This is a genomic window from Cohnella sp. LGH (genome assembly GCF_017671885.1).
Classification (GTDB): Bacteria; Bacillota; Bacilli; order Paenibacillales; family Paenibacillaceae; genus Cohnella; species Cohnella phaseoli.
The window spans coordinates 5,414,361-5,433,358 of record NZ_CP072117.1; the positions used below are offsets into that span (position 1 = coordinate 5,414,361).

Below are 18,998 nucleotides of genomic sequence, written 5' to 3' on the forward strand. Positions count from 1 at the left end.
GTTACTTTTGGCTGGCAGCCCATTCGTTGACTTCCGTCGTAATTTCCGCGCCTCCGAGGGAGTTCCAGTTTTGCACGAAGCTGTCGAACTGCTCGATCGGCGTTACGCCCATGATAAATTTCGTGTAATTTTCCAGCACCAGCTTCTCCAGCGTCGATTGCTTGGCGGTCATCGTCGGCGTCGGCGCGCCGTAAAATACCGGTTCGACGATTTGCCCCTTCTCGACGTATTCGTTGACGACGCTGTAGGCCCCGAACGGCCCGACCCAGATCCAGCCCGGCCAGTTCTCGGTTTTGACGCCCCCCGCTTTGCCTTCCCCGCCTTCGCCGTCGAAGTTTTCCGTAAACTGCTTGAGATCGTTCTCGTTGCCCTGGTTCCAGGCGCTCAAGCTTTGAGGGTCTCTCGTTCGGCCGAATTCGACGATTCCGCGGTGGATCAGAATGTTCTGCTGCGGGTGGAAGACGGAGATCGGCGAGTATTTGTACTCGCTGTGAGATTCCTCCGGATAGTTCGGCCCGTTGTGGTACCGGGCGTCGTAGTTTTCGCTCATCGGGTTTTGCTTGTTCAGGAAGTAGTTCAAAATTTTGACGGCGGCCTCGGGAGTTTTCATCCCTTTCCGCACGACATAGAAGTTGCTGACGCCCAGCACGTTCTCCGCCGTAACGGTTCCATCGACGGAAGGAATGGCGTACGGCCTCCAATCGGCTTGCGGATTTTTCTTGACCGCGTCCGGCAGCGGCAGGAATGCGTTCCAATGCTGGCCGTAGAACATCCCGATTTTCTCCGAGACGACCGATTCGCTCACCTTGCCGCCGTCCTTGACGGCGAAATCCTTCTCGATGTATCCGGCTTTGTACATGTCAGCCAGCTTGCCGAGCGCCGTTTTCGCTTCGGGCTGCACGTAGCCGAGAATGAGCTTGCCGTCGCCGTCCTTGTTCCACAGCAAATTGCCCGGCATCCCGGTCACGGCATGGTAGCCGTTGAAAAATCCATTCAACACGTATTGGCCCCCGAACAACTCCTTCTGCAGCCCCAGTCCGTACGTGTCCTTCTGTCCGTTGCGGTCGGGATCGCTCTCCGTGAACGCCTGGGCGATCGCGTACAAATCGTCCATCGTTTTCGGAGGCTGCATTCCGACATTGTCGAGCCAATCCTTGCGAACCCACAGCACCGGAGCAGAATCGAGCGCGCCGTTCATCGCCGGAATCGCCAGCAGCTTGCCGTCGAACGTAGCCTGCTTCAGGCCGATGCCGCCGTCCGACGTCATGAGCTTGTCCGTGAGCTCGGACTTGTACTCCTCATATGCGGCAGTCAAGTCCTCGACCATGTCGTTGTCGACGAGCTGTTTAAGCTGCACCGCGTTGACGAGCGTAATATCGGGAAGATCGTCCGAAGCGATCGTCACGTTCAGCTTCTGCTCGTACTGATTGTCCGGAACGAGCCATTCCACCTTCAGCTTGACGCCCAGCTCCTGCTCCAGCCCCTGCGTCCATAAATTATTGTCGATCGACTCGCCGGCCGGAAATTTCATCGAACCGTCGTCCAGCGATTTGACCGTCGTCACTTCGATCGGCGGATCGAACTTGCCAAGCGGCTCGCCTTTCTCCGGCGCCGTTGCCCCCGAAGGGCTCGCCGTTTCTGTGCCAGCGCTTTCATTGGATTGGCTTGACGTGCCCGCCGGTTCCTCGTTCGATCCGCTGCAGGCCGCCAGCGCCGTCGCCAGCGCAAGCGTCGTTGCAAGCAGGCCCGCAGGTCTCTTCCATTGTCTATTTCCCATGCTTCTCCCCCGTTGCCACGTTATTAGAGCACCCGCGCTAAATGTAAGCGCTCTATGGAAATTTATTATGATTCATCGGAAGCGTTCTGCAAACGCATAACCTTTTTACCCGCTTATAGTTTTTTTACCTTCAAGGCCGAATGGTGATCTAATCGGTCCAATAAATAGGCTGTTCGTCGTCACACGCCAGCTTTAGATGAAATTCCGTACAGGAAACCCATCCCTCTTCGTTTATTCGAAGTCAAGTTGTACGATAAATCGTACAACTCTATTAACCAACCTTTCCAAACGCCGCATTTTGTACGATAAACCACATAAAATAGACGCATCGACCGACAAAATCGCGGTGTTTATACGATTTATCGCACAAATGAACACAAAGATAATAGCCCGCACCATGAAATCCAGCGCGGGCTTTAGCCCCCTTATTTATCCGTCCATCCTCGTCACCGCATCTGGCATGTCCGGCAGTCCCGCCATCCGGGCCTCGGCGTCAAGCAATCCGGGAAGCTCGTTGTCGGGGCGATCCAGATAGAAGTACGCGCAGCTGGACCAATCGTCCTGCCGCTCGAACAATCCCCAGTTCGGCGCTCCCCCGCGCTCGGAAAAATCGATGGCCTGCAAGCCTTGTCCGGCTTTGTACACCGTCCGGCCCGCATTGTGCAGATGCGGCTTCACCTCCGGCGACCAGCCTCCGATTTGCTGCATGGAGACGCGAATGTCCCGATGAAAATAAACCGGATCGGCGAGATGGTAACGGTAGAAGCAATAATGTATTCTCTCCGTATCGGCAATCGGGCAGCCCTGGCTCCATTGCGCGTATTGCCCTTGGCCCCATCCCGTTCCGATGTAGTCCTCGGTGCCCGTGCCGCACAGGCTGGGAAATCGCTCGTCGCCGTCGAGATATATTTTACATTCGCCCTCGCCCCACCAGGAATGGAAATAGCGCTCGCGATCGACGATGACCCCGGCGTTCAAGCCAAGAAAACGTCCTCTCCCGCACACCCGGGGCAGGAAGGCGTAGTCGTGCTGCAAGCACGTCGGATTTTCCCTGTTGAAATACGCGTGAAAATACATCGTGTCGTCGCCATGCCCGTCTCCCACCGTATAGTTAATGTCGTAGAAGAGACTGTCCAAATCAAAACCGCTCTCGTTCGTCAACGTTATTTTCATCCCCGCCTTAAAGGGCATCGGAACGGTGCAGTGGAAGCTGTGTCCCTCCGGACTTGAAAATAGCGCGCATTCGAAAGCGGCGGTCCGCCCGAGACCGATGCCGAAGAAATCGCCAAGCGGAACGCTTACCGCCGGCTTCTCGGCACCGTCCCAGCAGCAGTCGAGCCGCAGCCCGCGCAGCATAGCCGGAGAGCGATTCTCCATCGTCATCCAGATGCGGCGGATCGTCCCGCTGCCTGCCGCTTCCTCGGCAAGTAGGATACTCGCCCCCGCTTTCAAAGGAACGTTCGGCGCCCCTTTGCGTCCTCCGTTGCTTTTTCCTCCCGCTCCTGCGGCCGCAGACGGATTTTCCGGACTCGCCCATTTGGTGCTCAACGTTAGCTTGGGCATTACGAATAGCGGATTGCAGTCGTCGTACATGTCGCCTTTCCTCCTCGGTTGTTTTCCCATACTCTACAGCGCCTCCATTGTACAGGATTCGGGCAAGCATGGATTTGGCCAAAACTTCGAACTTGTCGGGGGCAATATGTTAGAATATCTCAATAACCAACCATACAGCCGCCGGCATTGAGGGGGCGCTTAGATGAGTTCCAACCAACCGCAAATAGACGAGACAAGGCAAGTAGGCTTCCAAGAGCTGGCGCCCTACGTCCGGCTTGTGCAGCACATCGAGGGGGACGACAGCTACAGGCTCCCCCCGAGAATCATCTATGATTATGAGCTTATATACGTCGTTGCCGGCCGCTGCGATTATGTCATCGAGGGCGCCGATTACCCGATCGGCGCGGGCGATCTGCTATTTATGCCGCCGATGGTGAGGCATTGCTGTTCGGTGCCTGCCGGAGAGACGTTCCGTTATTACGCCGTTCATTTCGATCTCGTCTATATGGGCGAAACGTTCGATTTCTCCGTCGACGACGTATACACGAGCCACGATTATTTGCATGCCCCGTATATTCCCGACGAGCCGGAATTGACGGAGCGTCCGGTCGTTCGCCTTGCCGAGGCCGAGCTTCCGTATGTGCTGTCGGCGCAGGAGCCGCTTGCCTGCGAATCGCTGCTGCGGTCGATGTTCCGCGTCTACGAGAGCGGCTCTTACGGCAAAGAGCTGCAGCTTCGGGCGGACATGCTGAGTCTGCTGGCCGTTATCGTCCGTCAACTGGCCACTCCCTCGGGCATCAGCAGACAGCATCCTCAAAGCGAGCGCATCCAGCAGGCTATGCAGTGGATGAAGCTCAACTACCGGATGCCGATTCAGCTCGCGGATATCGCGGCATCCGTCCATCTGTCCCCGAGCCACTTCCGCGCGCTGTTCAAGGAAGCGACGGGCAAATCGCCGATGGAGATGCTCGTGGCGCTGAGACTGGAACGCGCGAAGGAGCTTCTTCTGCATTCGGCGCTGTCTGTCGGCCAGGTCGCCGAGGAGGTCGGCTATGCCGATCTACATTATTTCAGCCGATTGTTTAAGAGATCTGAAGGGATGTCCCCTGTTCAATACGTCCAATCGCTGCGCCCTAAATTCCGCTAATCGTCCAACAGCATCGGCGTTTCGTCCAAATACGCGGCCCCATCCATGCGATACACTCGGAGTAACCTCTTGATGAAAGGTGATTATCCGAATGAATCGTAAACCGGAAGTGGCCGTCTATTATTTTCCTAACTATCACGTCGATCCTCGCAACGAGGCCGCCCACGGTCAGGGCTGGACGGAGTGGGAGCTCGTGCGCAGAGCGACGCCGCGCTTTCCCGGGCATCAGCAGCCGAAGGTACCCTTATGGGGTTACTTGGACGAAGCGAAGCCGGAGACGGCGGAGCGGCAAATCGCGGCGGCAGCCGATCACGGCGTCGACGCCTTCATCTACGATTGGTACTGGTACGAGGACGGTGCCTTCCTGAATCGGGCGCTGGAAGAAGGTTATCTGCAGGCGGGCAACAACGATCGGTTGAAATTTTCGCTGATGTGGGCTAATCACGACTGGATCAACATTTTTCCATACAAAAGGGGAATGGACCATACGCTGCTGCACAGCGGTCAAGTCTCTCTGCAAGCGTTCGAGAGAGCCTGCGATTATATGATCGAAAAATACTTCCGCCATCCGTCCTATTGGCGGGTCGACGGCGGTCTGTACTTCTCCGTGTATGAGCTGATGAGCCTGATGCAAAGTTTGGGCGGCTTGGAGGGAACAAAAGCGGCGCTGGACGGGTTCCGCGCCAAAGTACGCGCGGCGGGCCTTGGAGAGCTGCACCTGAACGCCGTTGTTTGGGGCATTCAAAACCTGCCGGGAGAACGCACGCTGGAAAATCCGGGAGAGCGCGTGAAGGAGCTCGGCTTCGATAGCGTTACCTCGTACGTGTGGATTCACAACGTGCCGATGGAGACGTATCCGACTGTCGACTACCCGGCTTACGCGCTGAAAGCCGAGCAGGATTGGAGCAAATACCGCGAACAGTTCGGCGATTACGGCCTCCCATATTTCCCGAACGTCTCGATGGGCTGGGATTCGAGCCCTCGCACCGTTCAATCCGACGTGCACGCGAATATCGGCTATCCGTTCACTCCGATTTTCGTGGGCAACACGCCGGACGAATTCCGCAAGTCTCTCGCCGCGGTGAAACGATTCCTGGCGGAGAGCGGCACGAATCCGCCGATCGTAACGATCAATTCGTGGAACGAATGGACGGAGGGCAGCTACATCGAGCCGGATACGGTTCATGGCTTCGGCTATCTGGAAGCGATCCGGGACGAGCTCGGCGGCGAATAAATGTTGGCGGCGACCCAGATCGTGTGAAAATCGCACAAACCTATTTCCACTAACGCGAAAACGGACGGCTTTCCAAGAGCGTCGCGCTCTCGAAGAACCGTCCGTTGTATCCCGCTAAATCAATCCCGATTTTTGCAGAAGCCGCTCGATCATCACCGCGACTTCCGCTCTCCGAATCAATTCCTTGGGTGCAAGCAAGCCATCGTTCGTCCCTGTTACGATACCGGCTTCGATTGTTTGCGCAACGCCGCCGATCGCCCAGGCGGAAATCTCGCCTGCATCCCCGTAAGAGCGAATCCGTTCCGCCGCCGAAGGAGCTTGAGCCCTCTCGCTCAATCCCGTAAGCTTCATCGCATTGGCGATCATCGTCATCGCCTGCTCCCGGGTGATCTTGTCGTTCGGACGGAACGTTCCGTCTTCAAAGCCGCTAATCAACCGGTAGGCATGAGCCGTTTGTACTGTGCCGCCATACCAGTCGGATTCCTTCACGTCCTTAAAGACGTTCGCGTCGGCGCTCGGTCGGAGTCCCAGGGCGCGCACGATCATAGCCGCAAACTCGGCGCGAGTGATGTCGCGGTTTGGGCCGAATTGATTGTCGCCGACTCCGCCCACGATCATTCGCGAGCCCATGCCGTTGACGGCGCCCTTCGCCCAGTGCCGTTCGACGTCCTCAAACGCAACCGGATTCGATACGAGAGAGTACGTGCTGTTCGTCAAGCTGTGGATAACCGCATACGCGGCTCCGTTGCGAACTTCCAGCTTCGTCGGTACCGATCGGATCGTTCCGTCTTCGTGCAGGACTACGGCGGTCGTGACGGTTCCCGCTTTGGTTCCCTGAGGAATCGGGATTTCGCGCGCCACGAAAGAATTGAAGCTCGTCACCCGAATCGTACGACCGCCGGATGAGGCGGTGATCTCGAAGTCGATCGGTGAAGCGACGAGGCTGAATCCGCCGTCTTGCGCCGCCTTCCGGAGTCGTTCGACGTTTGCGCCATCGCTTCGGACAATGTCTGCCTGAACGGTGACGTTCTCCGGCAGCGTTCCCGCCCCGAACTGCGACAGCAGCCGTTCGATCGGCACTTCGGCCGCCGGAAGCCTGTAGCTGCCGTTCGGCGTACGAATATCCAGAACGGCGCCTTTCTCCGCCAGTGCTTTGACGGCATCCCCCGTAAGGATCACGCTCACTTTATCCGCACTTAGGGAAACAGGGATGGCGACAACCGGACGATCTACCGCCTCCTTCAATCGTTTAATCAGCTTGGCCGAGTTCAAGGTCACCGTTGCCACCGTTTGTCCGTCTTGATCGGCGATCTTCGTGGTCACGATTGCTTCCGCCGCATTGCCGTCAATCGTTACTGCGAGATTCGCATCGGTTTGATCCGGCTGGGCGGGCGACACGCTTCCGCCTCCCCCTACGTTGCCGCCGTTGCCGGGAAACCCGCCTCCGCCGGAGGAACCGCCTCCGCTTTGCCTCGTTACCTCGATCGTATAGGTCTTCTCGGCGCCGTTCTGCGCCACGACTTCCAACGTGATCGTATTGTTGCCGGCGACGAGATCGATCGGACGGCTTGTCTGCCCGCTTGGGACCGGTTCGCCGTTAACCGTCACACTCGCTTTGCGACCGGCTTGCGCGATTGGGGTTACCGTGATGCTGGGGACCCCGCTCGCCACGGTTGCGGTATAATCGGTCGCGGCCGGGTCGAACGCCTGATCCAGCGCGCCGGACGACAGATGTAACGCCGTCAAGTCCCGAAGTGTACTTAGAGCTCGCCGGATGGCGGGTCCTCCTTCATCGTAGAAAGCCGCATAGGGGGTTCCGTCGTCTACGGATAGTCCCACGATTGCCGCTTGTCCCATCGAGAGGTTCGCATCTCCTACAAGGAGCCATTTGTCCACCGAAGCCTCGTATTGCACGACCGTCGCCGCGCCGCCCAAACGCCGGTCCAAGAATGCCGCGTAAGGAATACCGCCGTCTATCGCGAACGCGATCTCGGACGAATAGCCTTCGAATGGATTTATTCCGCCCAAGGAGCTCCATTCGCCGCCTTCATGCTTCGCTACCAAAGCGAACTCGTAGTCACGCAGTCCCAAATAAATGATGCCGTCTTCTATCTCCAAGCTTCCGATATTCACATACCGGGGGCCGTCTCCGTCTTCCACAGCAGGCGCCCAACCGCCGCCAAAATATTTTCGAACGACAATTTGGCCATCCGTCTGCGGATACGCAACGTAAGGAATTCCGTTATCTACCGTCACGGACAATGCTCCGCCGGCATAATAGTCTTCGTACGGGGAAGTGCCGATCGGCTCCCAGCTTCCGTTCTCGTACTTCATCACTCTGACGGCCGAAATATAATCGGTTACTCGTTCGAAGTATGCCGCGTAGACAATTTCATCTTCCACGTGCACCACGACATTGTAAGCCTCGTCGTCCGAGAATCCGGGTCCGCCCACGGGGTGCCATGTTCCGTCCTGATATTTCGCCACGGTCGCTTTCCGGCCTTCGGCTTCATCCGTATACGCCGCATAAGGAATGCCGCCGTTGACGCTGAAAGACACAGGGGCCCCAGCATCGGCTTCTCCGAAGGAGACGATGCCGCCGACGGAATGCCATTCATGGCTCGTATCGTTCACAATCTGATACGTCTTTGCCTGGACGTAATCCTCCGCTGTTACCGAGATCGAAGCAATGCCCGGAGTCAACACGCCTTTCGATATCGTGATTTTCCCTTCAGTTATGTTGTATTCGGTCCCTTCGGCAAGCGCGACGCCGTCAACCTTCACCGCGGTAACCGCCAAACGCCAAGCCGCATCGTCCGGGAACGTAATCTCGATGTCGTGTCCGCCATCGTTATCGATCGTATCCTCCGTCAACGCCGGCGAAGGCCGGAAGAGACTCATCACCTTTATTCTTTCGCTGTCCTCTTCCCGATAGGAAAGATACGGGATGCCGTCGGATACGGCCAACGAGAGAGTCGATACCGGCTCCGCGGATAACCCCGCTCGTCCGACCGTTACCCACTCGGCGCCGTCGTATTTCATTACGGTCGCCTTTCCGCCATTATCCCAGTCCTTAAATGCCGCATAAGGCGTACCGCGATCGAAGGACAACGAGAGGTCGTCGACCTGACCGGGCGAAAATCCGGCGTCGCCGACCGCCACCCAATCGTTGCCGTCATACCTTTTTACCGTTGCTCGAGAGTTTTCGTCATTGTCCTTATAGATCAAATACGGAATATCGTTGTCGATCGCCAAGACGCCTCCGAACGACGTTCCCGGAGAGCTAAGCGGCACCCACTGGTTGCCGTCATACTTCATCACATTCATGCCGAGCATAGTCCGATAAACGACGTAAGGATGGCCGGAAGAGTCCGCCGCAACGGAAATGTCGTTGATCTGTTGCCCGGAGAAGCCGGCGGGGCCTACCGTAACCCAATCGCTGCCGTCGTGCTTCATCACCGTCGCTTTCCACCCATTGGCCTGATCCCGATATGCCAGGTAAGGCGTGCCGTAGACAGCGACGGTTACGGACATGGAATACGCCCCTCCCGCGGTAAATCCGGCTCGGCCTATCGTCTCCCAGCCGCTGCCGTTGAATTTCTTCATCGTTGCTTTGCCGTCGTTGTCCCCGTCCATATAAGCGACGTAGGGCACACCGGACCCATCGAGCTTCATAAGCGGCTGATCCAACCAACTGTCCGCCTCCACCGGATTGCCGACGGTCTCCCAACCGCTGCCCCCGTGCTTCATCAGCTTCGCCTGGCCGTCTTCGTTCAGATACATCACATAGGGAGCGCCGTCATAGATGGCGATGGACGTTTGTGAGCCCTTCTCCGTGATGGCCGGGTCTCCGACTTCGCCCCAATCCAGCACGGCGGGCGCCGCTTCGGCCGTTCCCGCGACCGGCCCTCCGATCGCTCCCAAAATTCCGCCTGATACCAGTAGGGCCGCTAACAGCGCGCCGACTCGTTTCTTCCCTCTTTCAAACATGTTCTGCCTCCAATCCTTGTATGATGTTTGATCCGTGATTAAGTGTAGTGCACGCCAATGATATAACAATGACAACTCGGCTACCCGGCGCCGATCATCGATTGCAGATGAGCGTACAACTCCCGCAACTCCTCGGAAGGCTCGATATTCAGTTCCTGCCGCAATATTTTGGCATAGGCTTCATAGCGCTTCGCCAAAGAGGCTTGATCTTTCTTGATTGCATAGGCGCGAAGCAGCAATTCGACGTTCTCTTCGTCCAGTTCATTGCGAGCGGACAGCTTGCTCAGAAGCCGAAGGGAAACGTCCGTGTGCCGGCGCTCCATCAGCTTGCGCGCCAGCTTTTTGACGAATTCGGCATACACGGCGGAAAGACGCTCCGCCTCTCCCAATGCCCAGGCGTATCCTTTCTCGCCGAACAAATCCCCGGCGTACAGCTTCTCGATCTCCAGAGCCGTCTCCGGCTCGAAGGGGGTGATGCCGTCATTCCGCCTCAATCGGCCCTCGAACTCGATGAAATCGATCCAGGCGCCGTCAAGATGTACTCCGTAACCGTCGGCGTCCGATTGAATCAGGGTTTTCAAACCGTGCGAATCCAGCGCTTTTCTCAATTGGTAGACGGATGTGTTTAGATAGATTTCCGCGTTTTTGGGCGGTAAATCGCCGAATACATCGGAGATCAGCCTCGCGCGCGATACCATCCTGCCGCGATGCAGCAACAGATAGCCGAACAACTCGGCGCTTTTCCTGGAATTCCATTTCACCCTTTCTCCGCCGCTAAACAGCTCAAGCCCGCCCAACGCATAAATCCGAATGGAGCCAAACTCCCTCTTCCCCGGCGGCATCGATTCGGGTAAACGAGATGACTCGGATAACCGACGGAACGCTTGCGCGCGCTTTACCGAACGCTCGATTCGCTCCAAAGATACGGGTTTGACGATATAATCGAGCGCCTGAAGCTCGAACGCTTGCACAGCGTAATCTTTATGCGAGGTGACAAAAACGATCGAAAGGCCCGGTCGCAGCGCAATCAAGCGCTCGGCCAGGCGCAATCCGCTTTCCCCGGGCATGCGGATTTCGATGAACGCTAAATGAACGTCCTCCTCTTCGGCGAATCGGACGGAGGCAGCCGCGTCCGAGAAGCATCCGACGACTTCGACATCCGGCAGCTTGCCGAGCATTCCGGACATAATCAGATGCATAGCCCCTTCGTCGACGACGATTGCTCTTACCGGGCCGCCTCCTTCCCGCTGACTCATGTTCTCATCTCCTGCGGTCGTTGTTTCGCGAATATTCATTTTATAAGGAAACGGACAAAGAAAAAATCCCCCGTTCAGGGGGGGATTCTCAGAAAGTAATGTGAAGTTGTTCGGCTCGCCGGAGCAGTTGGACCCGATTGCTCACGTCCAGCTTCCGATACACGTTTTTCATATGCCATTTGACGGTTTCGGCGGCGATATTCAGCCGTGCGGCGATTTCTTTGTTCGACAATCCTTCGAAAACGAGGAGCATGACTCTCATTTCCTGCTCAGTCAGCATTCCTTCGCTCAGCGTTCTCACGTTGCTGGGGGATGGCCCGGGACGGAAACTCCCGTCGTCCGCTTTCCTGTCTCTTCGGCGGAGCTTGTCCAGGACGAGCGACATTCTCTCGGCGGTTACCGGCTTCATCACATAATCGAGCGCGCTTAATTCGAACGCCCGGACCGCATATTCTTCGTAGCCGGTCGCAAACACGATGCGGATATCGGGATCGATCTCGCCCAGCAGGCTTGCCAGCCGCAGGCCGTCGAGTTCGGGCATCGAGATGTCCAGAAAAGCCAGCTCGAGCCGGCGCTCCTTCGCATATTGATACGCCTCCCACGGATTCTGGGTCATATGAACGATTTCGATCTCGTCAAATTCGGACAGCATTATCTTTAACCGCTCTACGGCCAGTTCCTCATCGTCCACGATCATCGTTCTCAGCCGCATCCGCTTCACCCTCCCGTCGATCCGGACGTTCCCGCGGGAATGCGAAAAACGACCTTCGTTCCGGCGCCTTCGGCGCTCTCAACCCGCAAGCTTCTGCCGTACAGCAGTTCGAGACGCTCGCTGATATTCCGCAGCCCCACGCCCTTCGTCTTCCGCTTGCGCACGGCTTCCAACTGCTCCGCGCTCATTCCGCATCCGTCATCCTCCACGGCTATCGTAAGCTCGTCGTCCGGATGTTGAACGACGGAGATTTTCACCTTTCCGCCGCGCAGCGTGGACATCAGCCCGTGCCTCACGGCATTTTCCACTAACGGCTGCAAGATCAACGGCGGGATCGGAGTATGGGGGCGGACGGTATCTACGTCGTATTCCACGACCAATCGGGCCCCGAAGCGCGCTTTCTCCACATTTAGATAAGCCCTGACGAGCTCCAGCTCACGGGCAACGGAGGTCAGGGAATCGAGTCGATCAAATGCAAAGCTTTTTCTTAAATATTGCGAAAACTCCAGCGTCAACTCCTCGGCTTTGCGGGGATCCTTGAGACATAGCGTCGCGATCGAATTCAACGTGTTATAAAGAAAATGCGGCTTGATCTGGGAACGCAAAAAGGCGATTTCCGCATCCTTGGTCTCGGCCTGCAGCTGCTGATTTCTCCGAAGCATATCATTGATCGTTTCGCTTAGCGCCGTGAACACCAGGACGGATCCGACGATAATAGCGGCATGGATTCCATGCATCTGCAGCGTGTGCATACTGAAGCCTCTGACGACCGTGACGACGATAAGGCCGACGACGCAGTAGAACACAGCCATCGCCGCCGCGATGTCGATTCTCATTCTTCCCGCAGCGGCGAAAAATCGTTTGCGGGCATACAAGATCGCAGGCATGCTGAAGGCAAGCGTTAACAGAGTCGTGTAAAAGCCTGCGTCCATCCCCATGATCAATCGATAAAGAACGATAAGCGCCGACAGGGCCAAGCCCGCGCCCGTCCCGCCGTATAAAGTTCCAAGCAGCAGGGGAACGATCCGGATATCCAGCCGTATGCCCTGTGCCATATAGGCGGGGAAGGACATGCACAGCAGGATCGCCAATCCCATCGCCGCGGACAGGATGACGTTCGCGCGCGGCCTGTCCGACCTCCTCCCCGCATTGAAAATTTGGGAAATTGATACAATCGTTGCGATAATCGCCATTTGCGTCAAGAAATCTTTGAGCACGTTCATCTTCCTATTATATCAGGGGTTTGCAAAGATACGATAGGAAACAAAACGCAGCATGACCGTCGCCGCCTCCGCTCGCGTGGCCGATTCTTTCGGACGGAAGAAGCTGCCGCCTCTGCCCTTCATGAGCTCCAGCCGGTTCAACTCCTCCGCCGCGGCTTTCGCCCACGCCGGAATATCGCGATCATCCGCGAAAGACGTCGGCGATCCCTCAGGCAGCGATAGCCGTGACGCTCGGGCCAGCATAACGGCGATCTCGGCGCGCGAAACGTTCGTGTTCGGGCGGAACGAGCCGTCCGCGTAACCGGATACGATCCCGGCTTGCGACGCCTGAGCAACCCCCTTCCTTGCCCATTCTCCAATCCCGGCAACATCCGTAAATCCGGATTCCGCAGCTTCGTCCGCCGGCATTCCGAGCGCGTTCATCAGCATGACCGCGAATTCCGCCCGGCTCACGGGGGCGTTCGGCCGGAACGATCCGTTCGCATACCCCGATACGAGACCTTTCCCGGCCGCCTCCAGGATGGCGTCCTCCGCCCAGTGTCCGCCTATATCGCTAAACTTAGGCTCCGCAGGCTTCTGCTCCGAACCTACGGCAAACACCGCGAATTTCGTAAAATGGTCCACCTGGACCGAGAGCAGGCCGTCGGCCGCCGCGCCGCCGATTTCCACCCACTGCGCCGACGCTTCGTCGTAATAGAATACGACGGGCTTCTGACCTTCCGCCAAGCGGGCCGAATCGTAAGCCAGCTTCAATGTGACCGGCCTCTTGAAGTTCTCGGGAACGTTTTTCGTGATTTCGAAGATCGAACTGAGCAAACGTTCCTTATCGAATAGAAGCTTGCCGGTGTCCAGCACTTCTTCGATGACGAGAATCAGCTCCCGCTCCGCGGCGCCGGCCGGAACCGATACGCGAACCGCCTCGCCGAGACTCAGCAGTCCCGCTCTCCCGACGGGAAGCGTCAAGCGGCCGTTCGTGGAACTCAAAGGTCCATCGTCATGCGACGCCGCGCCTGAGCCTCCGCCGTTGGAAGAAGATCCGGCAGCGCCGCGCCTAACCGTCACCGTGTAGGTTTGAACTTCGCCGGTTAACGGCGTCACGTCGATTCGGATCGGGTTGCTCCCCACGTTCAGCCCAATTGCTTCGCTGGCTTGTCCGCTGGAGACTTCGGTTCCGTTCACCGTCAACAAGGCATGAACGTCATATACGCTCGCCGTGACCGATAAGCTGGACACTCCATAGGCTACATCGGCTACGTAGGACGTGATCGACGGGTCAAATTCCGGGAAGAGAGCCCCTGTCGACAACGATAATGCGCTTAATTCCGCATGACCGCCCGTTACGATCGGAACCGGCGTCGGTCCCGAGTACAGGGCGATCGGAATCGCGGAAAGATCCGGATCGTTGCTATCGATCAAGCTCGACATCATCGTGAACGTGACGAGACCCTTATCCGTGAAGCTGGACATCGCCCGGCTTTGCGTTTGGCTATTATGCCGGGGCTCGTTGTCGTAAAACGTCACTTGCTCCGAGGCTTCGATGTAAATTTCGGTTCGGTCGTCCACCGGTTCCCTGTTATTCCCGTAAACCGCATAAGTTACGCTCACAAATCCCGTTCTATTCGGATCCGCGACCGGTCGGCCCGCCTGAATGGCCGCGATCGGCTTGGCCCGGGGCTTGCTCTCGGCGATCTCCGAGAGGTAGACCTTCGAGCTGTTGTACACATCCTCGTATTCAAACCGGGGAACCCAACTGATCCCTGTCGCCGAGTCGTGAACAAACCCCCCGATCATCCTTTTATAGTCGGGATTCATAATGGAAAATGAAGCTTGTCCGGCCTGATTGTCCGAAGTAAGCGGTGTCGAGCCGTCTTGCAAACGCAAATAAAGCCGTTCATCGGCTTGAAGCGTATGGCCGTCAATTTCGAATTGGAGTTCCCCCTTCGTATTGATACACCCGCTGACCGCAGCCGCAATGAATAACAGAACGATCGACAAACTTAGCATCCTTCCGAAAACGAACCTTTTACTTAAGTTCAATTGTTCTCTTCTCCCTCTGCTTTTGACTGAATGCGTAACTTCAAGCATAACGCTCGCCAATGACAGAAGAATGACGGAAATCGGAGAGCACCGCCTTCGCCGTTGCGATTCATAATGCGACGGGTCGGCGTAAACGGAAGCAAATACGAAGCGATTCGCGAAAAACTAAGAATGCATCGTCCCCGAGTCGCGTCTTCGTTCATTTTGGCGCTCTTATCCGCTTTTCTCCCGATTTGTCTCCGATAGCTTTATTGCCAAGCGTGATATAATCTCCATAGTTTGCGCAAATCGGGAGCCCGTCCTCGGCGCTCCGACACCTACAACAAATAAAAGCCGGTGATGGAATGTTTCAGCTAAAGTGGCTATGGCAAAATTTGAAAGGAGATCGGGTACGGTACGTACTCGCTTTATTGTTCTCGGTCGTCGGCTCCTCGCTCACGATCGTGAACCCGTACATCGGCCAGCTCATCGTCGATACGTTCATTACGGGCGCGGACGCGGCTCAGAAGCTGACCGACGAGCGGGCGCTGCTCATCGGGCTGTGCCTGGGCATGATCGGCTTTTCCCTTCTCCGTACGGGACTGGCTTACTTCACGACTCTGATGTACGAGCGCGCTTCGCAGAACATGCTCTACCGCATCCGCATTTTTCTGTACAACAAAATTCAAGGCCAGGACATGCACTATTACGACCACAATCGCACAGGCGACCTCATGACCAAAATGACGGGCGACCTGGATATGGTCCGGCATACGATGTCCTGGATATTCAAGACGATCATCGAGTCGTTGACGGTATTTATCGCTGCAGTCGCCTATTTCTTCTACATTGACGCGGCGCTGACCTGGTGGATGCTGCTGCTGTCCCCTCCGATTTTTATCGTGACCTTTCTGTTTGCCAAACGCGTTCGCCCCATGTACACCGATCTCAGGGAGCGTTTGTCGCAGCTGAATACGATGACTCAGGAGAACATTGCAGGCAATCGCGTCGTTAAAGCGTTCGCCAGAGAAGAGTACGAGGTCGAGAAATTCAACGAAAAAAACATCAACTTCGCCAAAGCGAACAAAGCCGCGGCCATGGTGTGGCTCGATTACTTTCCGTATCTGGAGACGTTGGCCCAAGGCTTCACCGTCATTCTGATGATCGCCGGCGGATTGTTCGTCATGGACGGGCGCATCACCTTCGGGGAGTTCTCCGCCTTCTCCGCGCTGATCTGGGGCTTGTCCAACCCAATGCGCAACATCGGTATCATCATTAACGATATTCAGCGCTTCTTCGCAAGCTTAAGCAAAATCGTCGAGGTGTACTATGCTCAGCCGAAAATCGTCAACGAGCATAAAGGAGACGCGAAGCGACGTTACACGGGGCGAATTCAATTCGATCAGGTGAGCTTCAAGTACGACAATGCGATGGTTTTGGAAAATATCAGCTTCTCTGTCGAGCCCGGCGAGACGATCGCCATTATGGGTGCGACCGGTTCGGGCAAAACGACGTTGATCAATCTGATCCCCCGCTTCTACGACGTTGCGAAAGGGCGCGTGCTTGTCGACGGTACCGATGTACGCGAGCTGGAGCTGGATGAGCTGCGCGGCAATATCGGAGTAGCGACGCAGGACGTCCTGCTGTTCTCCGACACGATCGACGGCAATATCGCCTTCGGCAATCCGGAGATGCCGGAGGATGAAGTCGTGAAGTTTGCCGAATTGGCGGCCGCTCACAACTTCATTCGCAAAATGCCGGAAGGCTACAATACGATCGTCGGGGAACGCGGCGTCGGCCTATCGGGCGGACAGAAGCAGCGTATCGCCCTGGCGCGGGCGATGGCCGTGCAGCCGCCAATTCTGATTCTTGACGATACGACTTCGGCGGTGGATTTGGAGACGGAGGAACACATTCAGCAAAGCTTGCGAGAACTGGATTATTCCTGTACGAAAATCATCATCGCGCAGCGGGTATCCACCACGGCGCAGGCCGACCGTATTCTCATTCTGGATAACGGCCGTGTGATCGAAGAAGGCACCCATGCCGAGCTGCTGGCCAAGCGGGGCTATTATTACGAGGTATTCATGCTGCAGAACGAAGGCATCGGAAGGCAGGCGACAGCGAATGGCCAGAAATAAATTCGACATCGACGAAGAGCTGGAATCGCCGTTTAATATACGGCATTTCCGACGTGCGCTCGTCTATATCAAACGGCAGAAGAAGCCGATGATCATCGCTTTCGTCCTGAGTGCGCTATCGGCCGGCATCGGGCTCTCCGCGCCGCTTATTATGCAGCACGTCGTCGACGTCACGATTCCCGCTAAGGACAAGACGGGCCTGGTTGGTTGGTCGGCGCTTATTTTCGCCACCATCGTCTTCAGCGTCATCCTGGCCACCATTCGTTCGCGCATTATGACGCGCGTCGGCCAAGACATTATTTTCGAGATTCGCCACGATCTGTTTAAGCACTTGCAGAAGCTTCCTTTCCAGTATTACGACGACCGGCCGCAGGGCAAAATTCTCATCCGCGTCGTCAACTACGTCAATGCCGTGTCGGATGTGCTGTCCAACGGGATTATCAACTTTATACTCGAAATTATGAACCTGTTGTTCATCGCCGCCTTCATGTTCGCGGTGGACGCGCGGCTGTCGCTGATCATTCTCGGCGGGCTGCCGATCTTCCTCGGCATTATGCTGCTGATCAAGACCAAACAGCGCCGGGCCTGGCAGGCGGTATCCAACAAAAGCTCCAACCTGAACGCTTATATGCAGGAGAGCATCAGCGGCATTCGCGTCACGCAAATCTTCACCCGCGAAGAACGCAACGAAGGGCTGTTCACCCGACTGGCCGCGAATGCCCGCCAAACGTGGATGAAGGCGATGTATTTGAACTTTCTCGTTCCGTTCACGGTGGACAACCTGACGACGATCGTTACGACGGCGCTTTTCTTCGTGGGACTGCTGTGGATGGGGCCGGCCGAGATTACCTTCGGCGTCATTCTCGCCATGAGCGGCTATGCGGCGCGCTTCTGGCAGCCGATTCTCAACCTTTCCAACCTGTATAACAGCTTTATCAACGCCATCGCCTATTTGGAACGTATTTTCGAGACGCTTGACGAGCCGGTAACCGTAACCGACGTTCCTGATGCGCTCGAGCTGCCGACGCTGCAAGGTCGAGTTACATTTGACGACGTGACCTTCGCCTATGAACCGGGACACAATATTTTGGAGCATCTGAGCTTCGATATTAAGCCCGGCGAGAGCGTCGCCCTCGTCGGCCCGACGGGCGCGGGCAAGACGACGGTCGTCAACCTGATCTCCCGCTTCTATAATGTAACGGGAGGCCGGATTCTTGTCGACGGTCAAGATATCGCGGAGGCGACTCTGCAATCGCTGCGCAGCCAGATGGGCATCATGCTGCAGGACAGCTTTATTTTCTCCGGTTCGATTATGGACAATATCCGTTACGGCAAGCTCGACGCTACCGAGGAGGAAGTGATCGCCGCCGCCAAAACGGTGCGCGCCGACGATTTTATTCGCGAGTTCGAGAGAGGCTACATGACGGAGGTCAACGAGCGCGGCTCGAAGCTGTCCCAGGGGCAGCGCCAGTTGATCTCGTTCGCTAGAACGCTGCTGGCCAATCCGCGCATTCTGATTTTGGACGAGGCGACTTCATCCATCGACGCCCGAACGGAACGTTTGCTGCAGCAAGGGCTGAACGAGCTGCTCAAGGGCCGAACGTCGTTCATTATCGCGCACCGTCTCTCTACCGTCAAAAACTGCGACCGCATTATGTACATCTCCGACAAAGGCGTCGCCGAGTCCGGCTCTCACGACGAGCTGCTCGCCTTGCGCGGCCGATACTACAAGCTGTACAGCGCTCAGAAGATGGAGGCATAAAGGGCCATAGCTAAGAAGCTGTCCCATAAATACAAAGAGTCGTACCGATCGATGATCGATGGAATGGTGTAAGTCGCATCTATCTCCTTCCGATGCTATACGATCCTGAAATTTGAACTGATTAACCCGTGATAGGGTCATTTCAGGAACGTATGAGGCAGTCTCCAGGAGATAGATGCTTCTTCT

The 18,998-nt window shown here is 56.5% G+C and carries 11 protein-coding genes; 4 read left to right on the plus strand and 7 right to left on the minus strand.

What is annotated here, in order from left to right:
• Position 1 precedes the first annotated feature (1 nt).
• Positions 2–1,777, minus strand: a complete 1,776-nt coding sequence (locus J4772_RS23145) for an extracellular solute-binding protein (RefSeq protein WP_209071568.1) — start codon at positions 1,775–1,777, stop codon at positions 2–4.
• A 429-nt stretch (positions 1,778–2,206) separates the two neighbouring features.
• Positions 2,207–3,400, minus strand: a complete 1,194-nt coding sequence (locus tag J4772_RS23150; protein ID WP_209071569.1) for a glycoside hydrolase family 172 protein — start codon at positions 3,398–3,400, stop codon at positions 2,207–2,209.
• Positions 3,401–3,533: 133 nt separating this feature from the next.
• On the opposite strand from J4772_RS23150, the gene J4772_RS23155 reads away from it, so the two are divergent.
• Positions 3,534–4,478, plus strand: a complete 945-nt coding sequence (locus tag J4772_RS23155) for an AraC family transcriptional regulator (RefSeq protein WP_209071570.1) — start codon at positions 3,534–3,536, stop codon at positions 4,476–4,478.
• Between the two features lie 91 nt (positions 4,479–4,569).
• Positions 4,570–5,712 (plus strand): glycosyltransferase WbsX family protein, encoded by a 1,143-nt coding sequence (locus J4772_RS23160; RefSeq protein ID WP_209071571.1) that lies wholly within the window; start codon positions 4,570–4,572, stop codon positions 5,710–5,712.
• Between the two features lie 114 nt (positions 5,713–5,826).
• Here J4772_RS23160 and J4772_RS23165 read toward each other — a convergent pair whose 3' ends face one another.
• The 5 genes from J4772_RS23165 to J4772_RS23185 all read right to left on the minus strand — a co-directional run bounded on the left by J4772_RS23165 (position 5,827) and on the right by J4772_RS23185 (position 14,930).
• The gene (locus J4772_RS23165) at positions 5,827–9,702 is read right to left on the minus strand and encodes an S-layer homology domain-containing protein (RefSeq protein ID WP_209071572.1); all 3,876 of its coding nucleotides are present in this window, start codon (positions 9,700–9,702) and stop codon (positions 5,827–5,829) included.
• A gap of 80 nt (positions 9,703–9,782) precedes the next feature.
• Entirely contained in the window at positions 9,783–10,958 is a 1,176-nt protein-coding gene (locus J4772_RS23170; RefSeq protein WP_209071573.1) for a response regulator, read from the minus strand.
• An 88-nt stretch (positions 10,959–11,046) separates the two neighbouring features.
• Positions 11,047–11,670 (minus strand): response regulator transcription factor, encoded by a 624-nt coding sequence (locus tag J4772_RS23175; RefSeq protein WP_209071574.1) that lies wholly within the window; start codon positions 11,668–11,670, stop codon positions 11,047–11,049.
• Positions 11,671–11,675: 5 nt separating this feature from the next.
• Positions 11,676–12,887, minus strand: coding sequence for a sensor histidine kinase (locus J4772_RS23180; protein ID WP_209071575.1), 1,212 nt, complete (start codon positions 12,885–12,887; stop codon positions 11,676–11,678).
• An 18-nt stretch (positions 12,888–12,905) separates the two neighbouring features.
• Positions 12,906–14,930: an S-layer homology domain-containing protein gene (locus J4772_RS23185; protein ID WP_209071576.1), complete on the minus strand. Its 2,025-nt coding sequence runs from the start codon at positions 14,928–14,930 to the stop codon at positions 12,906–12,908.
• Between the two features lie 344 nt (positions 14,931–15,274).
• Between J4772_RS23185 and J4772_RS23190 the strand changes: the two genes are divergently transcribed.
• Both J4772_RS23190 and J4772_RS23195 read left to right on the plus strand, forming a co-directional pair.
• Complete coding sequence (locus J4772_RS23190) at positions 15,275–17,050, plus strand: ABC transporter ATP-binding protein (RefSeq protein WP_209071577.1); 1,776 nt, start codon at positions 15,275–15,277, stop codon at positions 17,048–17,050.
• Positions 17,037–18,812 (plus strand): ABC transporter ATP-binding protein, encoded by a 1,776-nt coding sequence (locus tag J4772_RS23195; protein ID WP_209071578.1) that lies wholly within the window; start codon positions 17,037–17,039, stop codon positions 18,810–18,812. Before J4772_RS23190 ends, J4772_RS23195 begins: the two co-directional genes overlap by 14 nt.
• The last annotated feature ends 186 nt before the right edge of the window (positions 18,813–18,998 follow it).